At 62.1% G+C, this 16257-nt stretch carries 12 protein-coding genes and 1 pseudogene; 2 read left to right on the top strand and 11 right to left on the bottom strand.

Annotation, left to right across the window (positions count from 1 at the left end; all coding sequences use genetic code 11):
• The 4 genes from glcE to FQ192_RS10940 all read right to left on the bottom strand — a co-directional run bounded on the left by glcE (nt 1) and on the right by FQ192_RS10940 (nt 5141).
• Nucleotides 1-1050, bottom strand: coding sequence for a glycolate oxidase subunit GlcE (gene glcE, locus FQ192_RS10955; RefSeq protein WP_149658642.1), 1050 nt, complete (start codon nt 1048-1050; stop codon nt 1-3).
• Nucleotides 1050-2549: a glycolate oxidase subunit GlcD gene (gene glcD, locus FQ192_RS10950; protein ID WP_149658641.1), complete on the bottom strand. Its 1500-nt coding sequence runs from the start codon at nt 2547-2549 to the stop codon at nt 1050-1052. Before glcD ends, glcE begins: the two co-directional genes overlap by 1 nt.
• A gap of 187 nt (nt 2550-2736) precedes the next feature.
• On the bottom strand, nt 2737-3663 hold the full coding sequence (locus FQ192_RS10945) for an alpha/beta fold hydrolase (RefSeq protein ID WP_149658640.1): 927 nt from the start codon (nt 3661-3663) through the stop codon (nt 2737-2739).
• Nucleotides 3664-3686: 23 nt separating this feature from the next.
• Nucleotides 3687-5141 carry an NAD(P)/FAD-dependent oxidoreductase gene (locus FQ192_RS10940; RefSeq protein ID WP_149658639.1) on the bottom strand — a complete coding sequence of 485 codons (1455 nt, stop codon included), beginning with the start codon at nt 5139-5141 and terminating at the stop codon, nt 3687-3689.
• A gap of 353 nt (nt 5142-5494) precedes the next feature.
• Here FQ192_RS10940 and FQ192_RS10930 point away from each other — a divergent pair, with 353 nt between their 5' ends.
• Complete coding sequence (locus FQ192_RS10930) at nt 5495-6568, top strand: diguanylate cyclase (protein ID WP_149658637.1); 1074 nt, start codon at nt 5495-5497, stop codon at nt 6566-6568.
• Nucleotides 6569-6658: 90 nt separating this feature from the next.
• Nucleotides 6659-7900 (top strand): M20/M25/M40 family metallo-hydrolase, encoded by a 1242-nt coding sequence (locus tag FQ192_RS10925; protein WP_149658636.1) that lies wholly within the window; start codon nt 6659-6661, stop codon nt 7898-7900.
• A gap of 767 nt (nt 7901-8667) precedes the next feature.
• Here the strand turns inward: FQ192_RS10925 and FQ192_RS10920 are convergent.
• The 7 genes and pseudogenes from FQ192_RS10920 to FQ192_RS10890 form a co-directional block, all read right to left on the bottom strand.
• Nucleotides 8668-9537 (bottom strand): oxaloacetate decarboxylase, encoded by an 870-nt coding sequence (locus FQ192_RS10920; RefSeq protein ID WP_123513478.1) that lies wholly within the window; start codon nt 9535-9537, stop codon nt 8668-8670.
• Nucleotides 9538-9889: 352 nt separating this feature from the next.
• Nucleotides 9890-10924 carry an arginine N-succinyltransferase gene (gene astA / locus FQ192_RS10915; protein ID WP_149658635.1) on the bottom strand — a complete coding sequence of 345 codons (1035 nt, stop codon included), beginning with the start codon at nt 10922-10924 and terminating at the stop codon, nt 9890-9892.
• Between the two features lie 61 nt (nt 10925-10985).
• The gene (locus tag FQ192_RS10910; protein ID WP_149658634.1) at nt 10986-12002 is read right to left on the bottom strand and encodes an arginine N-succinyltransferase; all 1017 of its coding nucleotides are present in this window, start codon (nt 12000-12002) and stop codon (nt 10986-10988) included.
• A 121-nt stretch (nt 12003-12123) separates the two neighbouring features.
• Entirely contained in the window at nt 12124-13473 is a 1350-nt protein-coding gene (locus FQ192_RS10905; protein ID WP_149658633.1) for an APC family permease, read from the bottom strand.
• 76 nt (nt 13474-13549) lie between these two features.
• Nucleotides 13550-14302: an N-formylglutamate amidohydrolase gene (locus FQ192_RS10900; RefSeq protein ID WP_149658632.1), complete on the bottom strand. Its 753-nt coding sequence runs from the start codon at nt 14300-14302 to the stop codon at nt 13550-13552.
• A pseudogene (locus FQ192_RS10895) lies at nt 14286-15616 on the bottom strand (glutamine synthetase). The gene FQ192_RS10900 and the pseudogene FQ192_RS10895 overlap by 17 nt, the downstream one beginning before the upstream one ends.
• A complete protein-coding gene (locus FQ192_RS10890) occupies nt 15613-16257 on the bottom strand; it encodes an isochorismatase family cysteine hydrolase (RefSeq protein WP_149658631.1) in 645 nt (214 codons plus the stop codon). The pseudogene FQ192_RS10895 and the gene FQ192_RS10890 overlap by 4 nt, the downstream one beginning before the upstream one ends.

Genomic DNA, 16257 nt, shown 5'->3' with positions numbered 1-16257 from the left:
CTAGAACTCCGCGTAAATCCGGCCAGGATTGAACAGCCCTTGCGGGTCCAGTTGCGCCTTGAGTTGCCGGTGGTAGCGCAACAGCGCCGGGGCCAGTGGCTGGAAGGGCGTGTCGCTGGCGCCGTGACTGAAACAGGTGGCGTGACCGCCCAGTTCATGGGCCAGTGACTGGATGTTGCCGGCCTCGGATTTTAGCCAGCGTTGCGCGCCGGCCCAGTCGATCAGTTGCTCGCCGGGCAGCGACAACGGGCCGAGGTTGTTGGGCAAAGACAGCCGCCACAACGGCAGGCCTTCATCGAAAAAATCCAGTCGTTGCTCGTTCAGTTCAGTCCAATACACCGAATCCAACGGCTCACCGCCCAGCCGTTGATGCGCCGCCGTCACCGAGCCTTCGCCACCCTCCAGCCGCAGAAACAGGCGCTGACCATCATGGCTCGCCGCGCTGATCGGCAAAGGTTGTTGGCCCCATTCGGCGAGTTTGCTCAATGCCCGAGCACTGTCGAGTTCCAGGCTGATGCTCAGGCATTGCCGGGGTTTGGGCAGCACTTTGAGCGAGACTTCGGTCAGCACGCCGAGGCAACCGTAACTGCCCACCAGTAGGCGCGACAGGTCATAGCCGGCGACGTTTTTCATCACTTCGCCGCCAAAGCGCAGGTGTTTGCCGAGGCCGGTGATGACGCGGGTGCCGAGGACAAAGTCGCGCACCGAACCCGACCATGGCCGCCGGGGCCCGGACAACCCCGCAGCGATCATTCCGCCGACGGTGGCGCCTTCACCGAATGACGGAGGCTCGCAGGGCAGCATTTGCCCCTTGGCGTCGAGCGCCGCCAGCAGTTCGGTCAATGGAGTGCCCGCGCGAACACTGACCACCAGTTCCGTCGGGTCATAGCTGACAATGCCGCGATGGACACGGGTGTCGAGCACTTCCCCGGCCACCTCGCGGCCGAGAAACGCCTTGCTGTTGCTGCCCTGAATCCGCAGCGGCGTGGCGTTCGCCCGCGCCTGGTTGACCTGTTCCAGCAGCGCCTCGCTGGCATCGAAATCCGCCATCAGAAGCGCTCCAGCTCAGGAAACGGCAGTTGCCCGGCGTGAATGTGCATCGCACCGAATTCCGCGCAGCGGTGCAGGGTTGGGATGTTCTTGCCGGGGTTGAGCAGGCCCTGCGGGTCGAACGCGGCTTTTACCGCGTGAAACAGGGTCAATTCGTCGCTGTTGAACTGCGCGCACATCTGATTGATTTTCTCCCGACCCACGCCGTGCTCGCCGGTGATGCTGCCGCCGACCCTCACGCACAACTCCAGAATCTGCCCGCCCAACGCTTCGGCCCGGGCCAGTTCGCCGGGCTGATTGGCGTCGAACAGAATCAACGGGTGCATATTGCCGTCGCCAGCATGGAACACGTTGGCCACGCGCAAGCCATGTTCGGCGCCGAGGCGGGCGATGCCTTCGAGCACGCCAGGCAATTCGCGGCGGGGGATGGTGCCGTCCATGCAGTAGTAATCCGGCGAGAGGCGGCCAATGGCCGGGAAGGCATTTTTGCGCCCGGCCCAGAAGCGCACGCGTTCGGCTTCATCTTTAGCTTGGCGCACTTCGCTGGCGCCGGCCTGTTGCATGACCTCGCGCACGCGCTGGCAATCGTCGTGGACATCGGCTTCGACGCCGTCCAGTTCGCAGAGCAGGATTGCCTCGGCGTCCACCGGGTAGCCGGCGTGGATAAAGTCCTCGGCGGCGCGAATCGCCAGGTTGTCCATCATTTCCAGGCCTCCGGGGATGATCCCGGCGCCGATGATATCGGCCACAGCGCGACCGGCCTTTTCCACCGAATCGAAACTGGCCAGCAAGACCTTGGCGACCTGGGGTTTGGGCAGCAACTTGACCGTGACTTCGGTGATGATCCCCAGCAAGCCTTCGGAACCGGTGAACAGCGCCAGCAGATCGAAACCCGGCGAATCCAGGGCTTCGGAGCCCAGGGTCAGGCGTTCGCCTTCGATGGTCAGCACTTCGAGTTTCAGCAGGTTGTGCACGGTCAGGCCGTACTTGAGGCAATGCACGCCGCCGGCATTTTCCGCGACGTTGCCGCCGATGGAGCAGGCGATTTGCGAGGACGGATCCGGCGCGTAATACAAGCCGAACGGCGCCGCAGCCTGGGAAATCGCCAGGTTGCGCACGCCGGGTTGGACCCGCGCGGTGCGGGCTTCATGGTCGATGTGCAGAATTTGGTTGAGCCGCGCCATCACCAGCAGCACGCCTTTTTCCAGGGGCAAGGCGCCGCCAGACAATCCGGTGCCTGCGCCGCGAGCGACTACCGGCACTTGTTGGGCGTGACAGATTTCGAGGAGTTTTTGCACGTGCTCCAGACGCCGGGGCAAGGCTACCAGCATCGGCGTGGTGCGATAGGCGGAGAGCCCGTCGCATTCGTAGGGCTTGAGTTCTTCCTCGCGCCAGAGCACGTCCAGGTCGGGGATTTGCTGGTGCAGGCGGTTGAGCAGGGCGGCTTTGTCGACATCGGGCAACGCGCCGTCGATGCGTTCGTCGTACAGAATATTCATTTCACAGGTCCCTGTGGCGAGGGAGCTTGCTCCCGCTCGGCTGCGCAGCAGTCGCAACCCGGCACACGCATACTGATTGAAGGACTGCGGTGCCTGGTTTGAGGACTGCTGCGCAGCCCAGCGGGAGCAAGCTCCCTCGCCACAAAAGCGGTGCTCACTTCATTAGGTTTTATCACCACAGAAATATTCATCGCTGCGGTCCCAGAAACTCCCGATACAACCGCGCCGTCCTCATCGGTTGCTCGACCATCGGCATGTGGCCAATCCCTTCCCAGATATCCACTCGCAAGTTATCAATGCCTTTGCTCCACACCGCGACGCTGCTGACGTCGATCAACCGGTCCTTGCGCCCCCAGAGCAACAGCGCCGGGCATTTGATGTCGGGGAGTTTTGGCTCCATCGGCGGGCTGGCGCGCAAGTCCTGGAAGATTTCCGCCAGTTCGTCGCGGCTTTGTTCGTAGCGCTGGGCGACGGCGTCCAGCACCACACCCGGGACCCACGGCGGGTTGGCCATGGTCATGGCGTAGAAGTATTGGAATTCTTCCTTGGAATTGATCAGGAACGGGTTGTGCCCCTTGGCCAGGTGGCGTTCCAGGTCACTGATTTCGGGAGCGGTGACGCCGGCCGGGTCGATCAGCGCCACCGAGGCAATCCGCTCGGGGTAAGTGGCCGCCAGCCAGGCCGCGATGTAGCCGCCCATGGAGTTGCCGATCACATGCACTTTCTCGACGCCGCACACATCCAGCAGCTGGATCATGCGCTTGGCCTGAACCCCGATGTCGTAGCCGCCACCGGCCTTGAAGCCGGTTTCGCCATGGCCGGCGAGGTCGGGGATGATCACCCGGTAGTCGCCGACAAAGTGCCGGGCAAAGCGCAGCCAGAGGTTCTTGTCGGCGCTGTAGCCGTGCAGCATCAACACCGCGCTGGAGGCTTCATACGGCCCGCCTTGCCAGGTCGAGACGGTCATTTCGCTGATCGGTACCACGATCTTGTGCAGCCGATACAGCTTGGCCTCCAGGGCCATGCTCAGGTCATACAGCCAATGGCCGATGGCCGGGTAGCTCAACCAGCTCCAGGCCACGAACACCGCGATTGCGACAACCAACAAAAGCATCAGGCGTCTTCCTTTTTACGTGATCAGGACAGTATGTGATCGGCGGGTTTCAGGGCCTTGGTCAAACGGTAATAGCTGAAACTGAACCCCGGAAACATGGCGATCACATGACCGCTCTTGCTTTGATACCAACTGTGGCAGCCACCGGACTTCCACACCGTGCGTTCCATTTCCCTGTGGATCATTTCAGTGTAGGTACGTTCCGCCTCGGGGCGTACTTCAATGCTGCGCAGGCCCTGTTCTTTTAGTGCGCGAATGCAGCCGAGGATGTAATTCATCTGGGATTCGATGATGAACAGCGCCGAGGTGTGACCGATGCCGGTGTTGGGGCCGGTGACGATAAACAGATTGGGGAAGTCCGGCAGGCTGGTGCCCAGATACGCCCGTGGATATTGCGCCCAGACGTCTTTCAGGCGCTTGCCGTTCTTGCCGGTGACCGGGTAGGAAATCACCCCGTCGGTGGCGTCGTAGCCGGTGGACCAGACGATCAGGTCGACGTCGATGTGCTGGCCGTCCAGGGTGTTGATCCCGGTTTCGTCGAGGGAGGCGATGCCTTGTTCGCGGGTGTGCAACGTGACGTTGGGCCGTGCGAGCGCCGGGTACAAGGTGCTGGAGATCAGCACCCGCTTGCAGCCGATGGTGAAATCCGGGGTCAATTTGCGCCGCAACTCGGGGTCGGGCACCTGGCGTTTGAGGAAACGCAGGGCTTGTCGCTGAACCAGATGAATCGCCGGTTTGGAGTATTTGAACGCGATCACTCGGGTTTCGAATAACCAGTAGATCGTCCAGCGCAGCAGTTTGTAGGCCGGTTTCAGCCCCAGCAGCCAGCGCTGGAAGCGGCCGAAGGTGCGATCGGCGCGGGGTAGCACCCAGTGGGCGGTGCGTTGGAAGACGTGCAGGTGTTCGACGTCCGGGGCAATCGCCGGAATGACCTGGGCCGCACTCGCGCCGCTGCCGACCACCGCGACACGTTTACCCCTGTAGTCGTAGGAATGATCCCAATAGTTGGTGTGAAAGGTCTTGCCCTGGAAGCGTTCCATGCCTTCGAAGTGTGGGACCACGGGTTGGCTCAGCGGCCCGGTGGCGTTGATCAGGAACTGCGCGTAGAACGTGCCTTTGCTGCCGGTGCGGACCGCCCAGCGTTTACCGGCGTCATCCCATTCGATGCCTTCGACGTTGGCCTCTAGCTCGACTTTTTCGCGCAAGCCGAAACGCTCCACCACGTACTGGGTGTAGCGATGCAATTCGGCCTGTTCGGCGAACATCTGCGTCCACTGATAAGGCGCGAAGGACAGCGAATACAGGGGCGAGGGCACGTCGACGGCCGCGCCGGGGTAGGTGTTCTGGCACCAGGTGCCGCCGAAAAAGTCCCGCCGTTCCAGCAAGCGAAAATCGCTGATTCCCGCCTTGAGCAAATTGATCGCCGCGCATTGCCCGCCAAATCCGCTGCCGATGATCAATACCTGAAAGGTTGGCATGGGCCTCCTCTTTGTCGTTGTTTATTAAACCCTTCCTTCATGTATAGCCAATCTGTAGGTCGATGCTTCCGCTTTTGTAGGAGCGAGGCTTGCCCGCGAAGAACGATAACGCGGTGCATCTGATACACCGCGTCATCCGCATTCGCCTGTAGGAGCAAAGCTTGCTCGCGAAGAACGATGACACGGTACACCTGATACACCGCGTTATCGTTCTTCGCGGGCAAGCCTCGCTCCTACAGAGCCCCGGGTATTCACCGCCAGCCGGTGATGGCTATTCGCCGTTGCCCTGATAGACTCCGTTCACACCCGCAACCCCCGGTGTGATCAGATTCCGTTCAGTGGTAGAGGCCTCTATGGCAAAAACGGGAGGAAAGGGACTTTCACTGGCCAGGAGGCTCTACACGTCACGAACCCTGGGTTTGGCCTTAGGTTTGTTGTGCGTGAGTGCGGCGATGTACCCGCTCGACCCGGCGCCCTGGGTCTGGGGGCTGATGCTGTTCAACGGCATTCTCTGGCCGCACCTGGCTTACCAATGGGCGCGCCGCGCCACACTTCCTTACCACGCCGAACACCGCAACCTGCTGGTGGACGCCTTTCTCGGCGGCTTCTGGGTCGTGGCCATGCAGTTCAATCCATTGCCCAGCGCTACCACCATCTCGATGATGGCGATGAACAACGTCGCCATCGGCGGCATGCGTTTTCTGTTGGCCGGGACCGTGGCGCAGATCCTCGGGGTCGGCGTCGGACTCGTGCTTTTCACCCCGTTGTTTATCCCGCAAACCAGTCCGTTGCAGCTGTACGCCTGCTTGCCGTTGTTGTGCCTGTACCCGCTGGCGCTGGGCTGGATCTGCTTCCGCCAGGCCATTACCCTCGGCCGGCAAAAACGTGAATTGCTGGCCCTGAGCCGCACCGACAGCCTCACCGGCCTGCTGAACCACGGCGCCTGGAAGGATCAACTGGAAGTCGAATTCCAGCGCTGCCGGCGACAGAACCCGGGTGGGGCGATTGCGCTGATCGACATCGACCACTTTAAAACCATCAACGACACCTACGGCCACGTCGCCGGGGACATCGTCTTGCGCCAGCTGAGCAAAATGCTCAAGCAGAACCTGCGCGCGGCGGACGTCGCCGGGCGCTACGGCGGTGACGAGTTCTGCGTGATCCTCCCGGACCTGCCCCTGAACAGCGCGGCCGCCGCGATGGACGCCTTGCGCGATCGCTTCGCCACCCTCGGCTATGAGCAAAGTCCAGCGCTGAAAGTCAGCCTGAGCATCGGTCTGGCTGCGTTCAACCCGGCGCACACCGATGCCACGTTGTGGCTCAACGATGCGGATCAGGCGCTGTATGAGGCGAAGACTACCGGACGTAATCGGGTGATCTGCTGCGGGGATGGCAAGCCTCGGCATGAGTTGCTGGATTCGGTGTGAACCGTTTCGCAGGTGTCGCATCCGGTATAGAGCCTTGCGCCGTTGTCCGGTAGGGTTCGACTACCCCCGACAAGAAACAAGGATCGATTCATGACGTTCAAACTCCCTCGCTCCCCGCTGGCCACCAGCCTCGCCTTGACCTTCGCCCTCGGCGCTTTTGCCCCCGCCGTCCTCGCCGAACCGCATAAACAAGTGCTCGCCGACGCCGAGCAATACAAGGCCGAAGCCCTGAAGCTGCTGGAAAAACTGGTCAATATCGACACCGGTTCCGGCTACGAACCCGGCCTGACCCAAGTGGGTGATATTGCCGTCGATGAGCTGAAAAAACTCGGCTTCAGCATCGAACTGGTGCCGAACACCCCGGACAAAAGCAGCCACGTGATCGCGACCCTCAAAGGCACCGGCAAGGCGAAAATCCTGCTGATGGCGCACATGGACACCGTGTTCAAGGAAGGCTCGGCCGCCGAGCGCCCCTTCCACATCAAGGACGGCCGCGCCTACGGGCCGGGCGTGATGGACGACAAGGGCGGCATCGTCGCCGGGATCTACGCGTTGAAAGTCCTGAAAAACCTCGACTTCAAGGACTATGCGCAGATCACCTTCCTGCTCGATGCCAGCGAAGAAACCGGTTCGGACGTCGCCACCGACCTGATCAAGAAAACCGCCAAGGCCCACGACGTGACCCTCAACCTCGAACCGGGCCGCCCGGCCGATGGCCTGGTGGTGTGGCGCAAAGGCAGCGCCACCGCCGTGGTCGAAGTGAAGGGTAAAGCAGCCCACGCTGGCGTCGCGCCGGAACTCGGGCGTAACGCCGCGATGGAAGCGGCGCACCAGATTCTGCAACTGGGCAAACTCGGCGACGACGCGAAGAAAACCACCATCAACTTCACCGTGCTCAAGGCCGGCGACCGCACCAACGTGATCCCGGACCAGGCCACCGCCAAGGCCGACGTGCGCGCGGCGGTGCCGGAAGAGTTCGACCGGATCGAGAAGGACTTGGCGCGGGTTTCTCAGGACAAACTGATCCCGGACACCCAAGTCACCACCACTCTGCAACGGGGCCTGCCGCCGATGCCGCAGACGCCGGAATCGGATCGCCTGATGGCCATGGCCCAAGGCATTTACGGCGAAATTGGCCGCAAGTTATCCGAAGAAGGCAGCGGCGGGGCGGCGGATGCGAGTCTGTCGGCCGGTGTCGGCACGCCGACGCTGGATGGGTTCGGGATAGTCGGCGGCAACATCCATACGCCGGAGGAATACGCGGAAGTGGAAAGCGTGGCGCCTAGGATTTACCTGTTGTCGCGGATGATTATGGAATTGGCCAAGCGGTAAGCCACGCCGCCACTGATCGTTCCCACGCTCCGCGTGGGAATGCCTCAACGGACGCTCCGCGTTCGGCTTTGGATGGGACGCAGAGCGTCCCGGGCTGCATTCCCACGCAGAGCGTGGGAACGATTATTCATACGCGGAAGTGGAAAGCGTGGCGCCGCGGATTTATCTGTTGTCGCGGATGATTATGGAATTGGCCAAGCGGTAAGCCACGCCGCCACTGATCGTTCCCACGCTCTGCGTGGGAATGCCTCAACGGACGCTCCGCGTTCGGCTTTGGATGGGACGCAGAGCGTCCCGGGCTGCATTCCCACGCAGAGCGTGGGAACGATCATTCAGCGGCGCACAACTTACCAAGACGTTTCCTACAACGTACCCTATTGCCGCGTTTTGGCATCGACCTCTATAGTTTCGGCTCGCGGAAAAACACCGCGAACGACCTTGGCCGGTCGACTATCTGAAACGCAACAGCGTCATGCATGTTATGGCAGCTGTGCGCGGGATATCTTCGGGTGTGCCGGGTCTTTCGGGTACCGGTCGGCCAACCCGCACACAGCTGCCACCTTAATTCGCTTGGCCGCGAACCGATTGCGACCTGAGCCGCATTACCCGGGCGGTGCATTTGCTGACACGTGAAGGCTGCGCTGTGCTGAATGTGATCCAGAAGCGGGCGTTGCAGCGGGAGGAGGGGTATAAGGCCACGGTTTAGCGGAGTTGCGGCTGGCGCTATCGCGAGCTGGCTCGCGATAGCATCCTGCCTGCTCACACGGTCATTCCTTAACGCGCATAAACTCTTCCGCCCAACGAATGTAGTCCTCGGGCTGCGTATAGGTATGCGTCAGTTCGGTCGCGCTCAAGTCCGAGGCCTGGGTAAAGATCTGCCGTTGTTCGCGCAGGCTGTCGTAGGTCGCCTTGATCGCGGCAAAGTACGCGCCGTGGCCGTCGATGGTGACGCGCACACCCAGTTCCGCCAGACGTTTGTCGTCGCGCAGGGCCGGGTTGCCGTAAGTAACCAGCATCAGCGGCACGCTCAGGTGTTCGGCGATTTTTTCCAGTTGGTCGAAGTCCTGCACGCCGACCATGCAGATGCCGTCGGCCCCGGCGTTCTGGTATTGCTGGGTGCGGCTGATGATTTCCTGGATCGGCAGGATCCCCGCATTGGTGCGGGCGATGATCGCCATTTCCTTGTCGACCCGGGCTTCCAGTGCCGCGCGAATCTTGCCGACGCCTTCGGCAACCCCGATCAAATCCGTGGATTTACGGCCGAATTGCGCCGGCAGCAGGGTGTCTTCGATGGTCAGCGCGGCGATGCCGGCGCGTTCCAGTTCGACGATGGTGCGCATCACGTTCAGCGCGTTGCCGTAGCCGTGGTCGGCGTCGGCAATGACCGGCAGCTGGGCCACACGGCCGATACGGGTGGCCTGCTCGGCGAATTCGCTGAGGGTGATCAAGGCGAAATCGGGGGCGCCCAGTACCTGCAACGAGGCGACGGAGCCACCGAGAATCCCGACTTCAAAACCCAGGTCCGCCGCGATCCGCGCCGACATCGGGTCAAAGACGGAAGCGGTGTGATAGCACGTGTCGGAAGCCAGCAATTGGCGAAAGTTACGGCGTAAATCTTGATGGGAAAGCCTGGACATATAGTTCCACCACTGCATTGGAATGGAAGGGCTTGAGCAAAAGTGTCAACGCCGAAGGAACAAAAGGCTATCACGCGGGCGGGGTAAGGATGATGACGAATTTACAGGCGGGTGAAACGATACCGCAGCCAATGGCAGTGGGCTGATGCAGTCAATCAAGAAATAAATGAATAACCTGTGGCGAGGGGGCTTGCTTGTGGCGAGGGGGCTTGCCCCCGTTCGGCTGCGAAGCAGTCGCCAAGCGGTAAATGCGATATGACTGAAGTACGAGGTGTCAGGTTTTGGGGCCGCTACGCAGCCCAACGGGGGCGAGCCCCCTCGCCACAGGGTGTGGGGAGGTCTCAAGATCCGCTCAAGCCGCCACCGCCTGCTGCGCCTGATCCAGCAACCGCACCGCCCGCACCGAGTTCCCCGGTTGCAGTTGCAGGCGTTTGGCGGTGAGGCGGTCGACGATCAGGCTGTTGCCCACCAGCCGCGCCTTGGCGGCGGTGATGCGGCAGTTTTCCATGCGCCGGTTGTGGATCAGCCACACCGGCGCCTGTTCGTCCGGGGTGCCGATGCCCAGCACCAGCGGCTGACTGTCGCGTACCGTACGTATTTTCGCGACCTGGGCTTCGATCACCGGCCCGCCATCGAAAATGTCGATGTAGTCCCGGTGGGCAAAGCCTTCGGCATTGAGGATTTTCAGCGCCGGCTCGGTGTTCGGGTGCGCCTTGCCGATCACGGCCTGGGCCTGCTCGGTGAGCAGGCAGGTGTACAGGGGTTGGCGCGGCATCAGTTCGGCGATGAACGATTTGTTGCCCAGCCCCGACAAGTGATCGGCGTGGCGGAAATCGGTTTTGAAAAAGTGCCGGCCGAGGCTGTCCCAAAACGGCGAGCGGCCTTGTTCATCGGCAGTGCCGCGCAGTTCGGCAATCAGTTTGTCGCCGAACAACTGCTGGAACTCGGCCACGAACAAAAGCCGCCCCAGGGACAACAACCGCCCGTTGTTGCCCTGGCGTTGATCGGGATGCAGGAACAGTGAACAGAGTTCCGATTGGCCGGTCATTTCGTTGTTCAGGAACAAGGTCGGGATCTGTTTCTGGATGCCCAGGTCCGGCGATGAACTGACGGTCAACCCGACCCGGTAGTTGTACCAGGGCTCGCGCATGCCGACGGCACCGGTCAGGGCACTGACCCCGACCACGCGCTGATCGTCGTCTTCGAGCACGAACAGGTAATCGGCGTCGGCGCGCTCGACCTGTTCGGCGAAGGTCCGTTGCGCCCAGCGCACACGGTGGCCCAGGCGTTCCTCGCTGGCTGGCAGGGTGGTAAACCCGGGGCCGGCCTGTTGCACCAGCGCCACCAGGGCGGGCAGGTCGGTGACTTGAACCGGACGAACAATCATGATGCAGCTCCTATTGCGCGCGTGCTCGGGCGCTGTCGTTGGGCACGGGGCCGGGTGATGCTCACAGGGCGATCAGCCGGATCGGGCTGCCGTCGGTCACGTTCAGGGTCGCGCACATCTCGGCGCTCAGGCCCACCGGTTGTCCGGCGGTGTAATCCAGTTCGGCAACGATGGCCCGGTAATCCTTGAGCGAATCGTTGCTGACCAAATAGCTGCCACGGGCGTCGATGACCTCGACTGGCTGCGCGGTAGCGACGTGGCTATTGGCGATGGAGCGAATACCCGGCGTACGTGCGTACAGCGTCGGGCCGCCGTCGAACAGGTCGATGTAGCTGTTGGTTTCGAAGCCTTCGCGTTCCAGGATGTCGAACGCTTCCTGGCCGTCGGGGTGGATGCGGCCGATACACGCCTGGGCCGACTGGGGCAGCATCGGCACGTAGATCGGGTATTGCGGCATCAGTTCGGCGAGAAAGGTCCGGCTCTCCAGGCCACACAGTCGTTCTGCCTCGGCATAAGGCAAATCGAAAAAGTGTTTGCCCAGGGCATCCCAGAACGGCGACTGGCCTTGCTCATCGCTGTAGCCGACGATTTCGGTGATCACCGCGTCGGCGAAGCGCCCGGCATGCGCTGCGATAAACAACAGCCGCGCCCGTGACAGCAGTTCGGAAAACGGCGTGCGCACCCGATCGGCATCGATGTGAAAGCCGCGCAGCAAGGTGTGGCCGCTGAGGTCGTGACACAACGACAGCGCCGGCACGCCATGCTCGATATTCAGCTCCCGGGAGACGCTGGTGAAGTGGCGGTTGCGCAAGCTGTAGAACGGCTCGTTGAAACCGGCGGTGGCGAGGATTTCCGAGCAGCCTGCCAGACGCTGGTTGACCAGGTCCTCGAGGACAAAAAAGTAGTTTTCCGGGCCATTGCCTTCAACGTCTTTGTTGAACGAGGCGCAGGAGTCGAGAATTTTCTCGCGCAGGCGCTCGCTGTCATCCGGCAGGGACGTGACGCCCACCAGGCTGTCACGGGCCAGTTGTTGCAACTGGGGCAGGTCGGTTAACTCGACTGGGCGAAAGACCAGCATGGATGTAATCCTGTATCAAAGGGTTCGGCGGTGGTGCCGTCGAACCTGACTATCACTGTCGGTGTCCACGCGTTAAATCGGCGGTCGCCTGATCTGTTGTCAGACGCCGCCCTTTTTCTTGTCAGACGTTGCTCGGGTCGGGCAGCGTCGTGCTGGCGCCCAGCTTGTTTAGAAAGAACAGATAGACCAGACCCAGGGCAATCCAGATTAGCCCGAGTTTTTGTGCATCGACGCCCATGTTGTACATGATGGCCGTGACGATGATGAAGCCGATCACCGGGCACAGCAGGTGACGGATCACCTGGCCGGATTTCTGCCGGCGCCAGTAGTAATTGATCACGGTCAGGTGCAGCAGCATGAACCCGCTCAAGGCGCCGAAGTTGACCAGGGAGGTCAGGGTGTCCACCGAGTTGATGAACAGGTAGCAGATCACCAGCGACAGCACCGCCACCAGGTAAATACTGATGTAGGGCGTGTTGTGTTTCGGGTGGACCTTGGCCAGCACTTTCGGCAGTTTGCCGTCCCGCGCCATGCCGAACAGCAGTCGCGATACCGCCGCTTGCGAGGTAATCGCCACCGCCACGCCCCAGGCCAGGGCCGTGGCCACGCCGGTGAGGGTCGCGAGCCAGCTGCCAGCCGCGATTTCAGCGATTTCATAAAATGCGGTATCGGCGGACTTGAAGCCCATGCCCGCTGCGAGGTCGGTGGCAATCCAGGTCTGCACGACGAAGATCACGCCCATCACCACCAATGTGATCAGCGCCGCCTTGCCGACGCTGCGGCCGGGGTCGCCCTTGATCTCTTCGGCGAGGGTGGAAATCGCGTCGAAGCCCAGGAACGACAGCACCGCAATTGACACTGCTTGCATCAGCAGGGCGAAGTTGAAGGTTTCGGGGTTGTACAGCGGCGCCAGGGTCAGTTCACCGTGACCGCCGCCGCTGTGCAGGGCGTTCCAGGCGTAGAACAGGAAAATCCCCAGCACCACCAGTTGCGCCAACAGAAAGACGATGTTCATCCGCGCGGTAAAGGTGATGCCGCGCAGGTTGACGAAGGTCGCGCTGACCAGGAACGCCAGGATGAAACCGACTTTCGGGATGTCCGGGTACAGGTGATTCAGCGCCATCGCCGCGTAGACGTACAGCAGCGGCGGAATCAGCAGGTAATCAAGCAGCATCAACCAACCGGCGATAAACCCGACGTGTTGATTCAGGCCCCGTTGGGCGTAGGAATATACCGAGCCGGCAATCGGAAACGCCCGGGCCATGCTGCCGTAGCTGAGGGCGGTGAACAGCATCGCCACCATGCCGATGATGTACGCCAGGGGGACCATGCCCGGCGCTTCGGTGTTGACGTAGCCATACACGCCGAACGGAGCGATGGGGATCATGAAAATCATCCCGTACACCACCAGATCCGTCAGCGTCAGGCTGCGTTTCAACTCCTGCTTGTAGCCGAATTCTTCTATTTCCATGAAGCGTTTCTCCTTGTCAGTCATTCAGGCATTTTTTTAGTTTTTATACCGGTACCACACAGCGTTGAGCGTGTTCCTACAGCAGCGGGCCGAGGTAGCCGGCCCAACGATCAATCGCCTCGGGGGTCCGCAGCAGGTCGTTGCGCACCTCGATCAGCACCGATTCCAGCCCGCGGGCATCGCCGTGCACCGGCACGGTCATGTCCCCCTGCGGGTCGATCTTGTACGGCTGATTGCCGGCCACTTTAAGCGGATGCCGGCTCAATCCGTCAATAATCCGTTGGGCGTATTGCCGGGCTTCGCCGAACAGTACGCCGGCCTCCAGCACTCGGGGCTGACCGTAATAAACCGGGGTGAAACTGTGAATCCCCACCACACGCACCGCTCGCCCTTGCGCCAGGCGCTCGTCGATCAGGCTTTGCAGCCGGGTGTGAAACGGCGAGAACAGCGCCTGCCGACGATAGTCCCGGGCCGCTTCATCCAGTTGCTGGTTGCCCGGCACCTGATAGATCTCGCTCTGCCCCGGAATGCTGTCCGGGGCATGGCGTGGGCGGTTGAGGTCGATCAACAGCCGCGAATAATTGGCCGCCAGCAAGATCACGCCGAGGGTGTCGGACAAGCACTGGGCCAAGGCCAGGGCGCCGATGTCCCAGGCAATGTGTTCGCGGGCGGCCTCATGGCTCAAGCCCAGGTCATTCAACGCCGACGGGATAAAACGGCTGGCGTGTTCGCACACCAGAATCAACGGGTGCTCGCTGGCTTCCCGGCTCAGGGTGTACGGGGGCTCGGTGTAGAGCCCCGCTTCAACGGATTTAGTACAGACGGGCATAGTGCTCACAAAGGTCGGCGGGCGAGAGCTGTTCCGTCAGCGTCAATTCCTCGGTTTTCAGGGCGAAATAGGTGTCGAGCAAGGCCTGGGGCAAAGCTTCGATCAGCGCCGCGCTGTTGCGCAGGCAGTCCAGGGCCTGGGCCAGCGAGGCGGGCAGGGCGACGATGCCCCGGGCCTGGCGTTGTTCTTCGTTCAAGGCATCGGGGATTTCATCGGTGATGGCGTTCAGGGCCAGGCGTTGTTCAATGCCCAGGCGCCCGGCAATCAGCAGTGCGGCCATGGCCAAATGCGGTGAGGCAGTGGCGTCCATGGCGCGGAATTCGAGGTTGTATTGCGCCGCCACGGATTTGCCCCCCAGGCTCACCGTCGGGCAAATCCGCAGCGCCGCTTCGCGGTTGCGCTGGCCGAGGCAGGCGTAGGAGGCGCTCCAGTGATGGGGCTGCAAACGCTCGTAGGACACCGGCGTCGGCGCGGTAAAGGCGCACAGGGCCGGCAAATAATGCAGCACGCCGGCGGCCCAGTGCTGGCCGAGGGTCGACAGGCCATTGGTGGTGCCGGCGTCGTACAACAGCGGTTGCCCGGCCAGGTCTTGCAGGCTGACGTGCAGATGCACGCCGTTGCACACCGCGTGCTCGGCGGTCTTCGGTGCGAAACTCAGGCCCAGGCCCATTTGCCGGGCGATTTCCCGGGTGATCTCGCGCACGTTGACCGCACGATCCGCCGCCGCGACACCCAGGGCCGGGCGGCAGGTGATTTCGTATTGGTGCTTGCCGTATTCCGGCAGAAACATCTCCGGCTCGACGCCCCCGGCACGCAAGGCACTGAGCAGCCAGCCGCCAAACTCGGCACCCTGGCGCTGGGCTTCAAGGGTGAACGCCAGGTGTTCGGCGCCCCGCAATCCAGATTGAATTCATGTTCGAACGCCGCGTTGACCTGCATACCCAATTCGGCCCGATAGCGTTCCACTTCGTTGCGCAGCAATGTGCGCGGGCAAGCGCTCCAGGGACGGCCATCGGTTTCGCGGATGTCACCGTGGATGAAATCCAGCGCCGGGGCGTTGGCGTCCGGGCCGTTGTTGACCGTAACCCGGCTGCTCAGCTCGGGAATCAAGCGCAAGTCACCATAGGCGCCCCACGGATTGGTCGAGGCAATCACGTCTTGCGGGGTCAGCGCGCTGTTGGCCGGCACCCAGCCACAACCGGCAGCCTGGTAATGCTCCAGCTCATCGGTGGGAAAGGAACGGCCACGGGTCACGCCGATCAGGTCGGTGGTGACGATCGTGGTCATCGGCACCGGCAACAGGCGTGCGCTCATGGCTGCATCTCCTGCAAGCGGGCGAGCACCGTCTGGGTATCGGTAATCCAGCAGTAACCCTTGATCGCGTTGAGGCAGGCCTGATGGCGTTCCGGGGTGTAGGTGGCGCAGGCGTCTTCCACCATCGTCACCAGATAGCCACGGTCGGCGGCGTCGCGCACGGCCATGTCCACGCACTGGTCGGTGACGATGCCGGCGATGATCAGATGCCGCGTCCCGAGGTTGCGCAGCACATAGTCGATATTGGTGGAGTTGAAGACCCCGGAGGAGGTCTTGGGCAGCACGACTTCGTTTTCCGTCGGCGTCAGGTCGTCGATGATCCGCGCCTGCGGGCTGCCCTTGGGCAGGTGCATGTCCGAGAGTTTGTGGTCCAGGGAGCGGTCGCGGCCATCGGCGGTGAGGCTTGCGATCAGGGTGTGCAGCACGTTCTGTCGGGCGCTGCGAAAGGCGCTGAGCAACCGCCGCTGGTTGGGCACCACCTGCATGTGGGTGCGGGTCAGAAAATACTCGGCGTCCGGCCCGTTGAGGTGCGGGTCGAACTGCGGTTCGAGCCAGGCACGTTGCATGTCGACCAGCAACAGCGCGGTGTGGTCGGTGACAAACGGCAGGTCGCGGGGCGAGCGGTGGGGGAGCGTAAACAT

It is taken from the genome of Pseudomonas sp. ANT_J12 (genome assembly GCF_008370045.1).
GTDB lineage: Bacteria > Pseudomonadota > Gammaproteobacteria > Pseudomonadales > Pseudomonadaceae > Aquipseudomonas.
This window is presented reverse-complemented; position numbering and strand designations above follow the sequence as displayed.